This window comes from Fructilactobacillus sp. X2R1C1 (assembly GCF_059901435.1).
Map to the genome: position 1 here is coordinate 1 of NZ_JBWXUV010000012.1, position 727 is coordinate 727.

The window sequence follows — 727 nt, forward strand, 5'->3', positions numbered from 1 at the left end:
TGTTTATATTTCACATAAAGTTTTAAATAATTACCCTCAAACAAAATATTTTGTACGATCACTTTTTGGTTATGAGAATCTTATCCCTCTTAGTAGTGGAAATATAAAGTATACGGTTGATAAAATCAGTGAAAATGGGATTCAAGTAGTTGATACACAAGTTTTATTAGATAAAACGATGAATAATATTTATGATATTAGCAAACAAATTTATAGTAAGAAAAACAACCGTAATATGTCAAGCTCACTAAATCTACTTGATAATTTGCCCTTCTTTTTAGGTTACTTTCTTTTTAGTTTATTAGTTGATATTAAAAATTATAGAGATAAACTCTTGGGAACGTATTCAATTACTTCTTTAGGAAAATTCGATGTTAAGAGTGTTATACCAATTAGTTCCTCAAGCATATGTTTAGCATTTGGGAGAATTAATAATAATAAAATTACAGTAACGTTAACGTTTGATCATAGAATTATTGATGGGGCTCTTGCCGCTTCAATTTTAGAAGAATTGAAATATGAAATGGAAAATTTTGAATTATAGAAAAGAGATGATTATATGTTAAGTTCTTCCTTAGAATATGATGATGTAATAATTGGTGGTGGCATTAGTGGATTATCAATTGGTATTTATTTATCAAAACTTGGTCATAAAGTTTTGATATGTGAAAAGCACTATAAGCCAGGTGGTTATGTGCATTCATTTACTAGGAATAATGGTAATTAT

General features: G+C 27.2%; 2 protein-coding genes. Both read left to right on the forward strand.

Annotated features, from left to right (window positions below):
* On the forward strand, nucleotides 1–544 hold a 544-nt coding region (locus AC6UDG_RS07215; protein WP_500706926.1), incomplete at its 5' end, for a 2-oxo acid dehydrogenase subunit E2.
* Between the two features lie 15 nt (nucleotides 545–559).
* The coding region (locus tag AC6UDG_RS07220; protein WP_500706927.1) for an FAD-dependent oxidoreductase at nucleotides 560–727 on the forward strand (168 nt) is incomplete at its 3' end.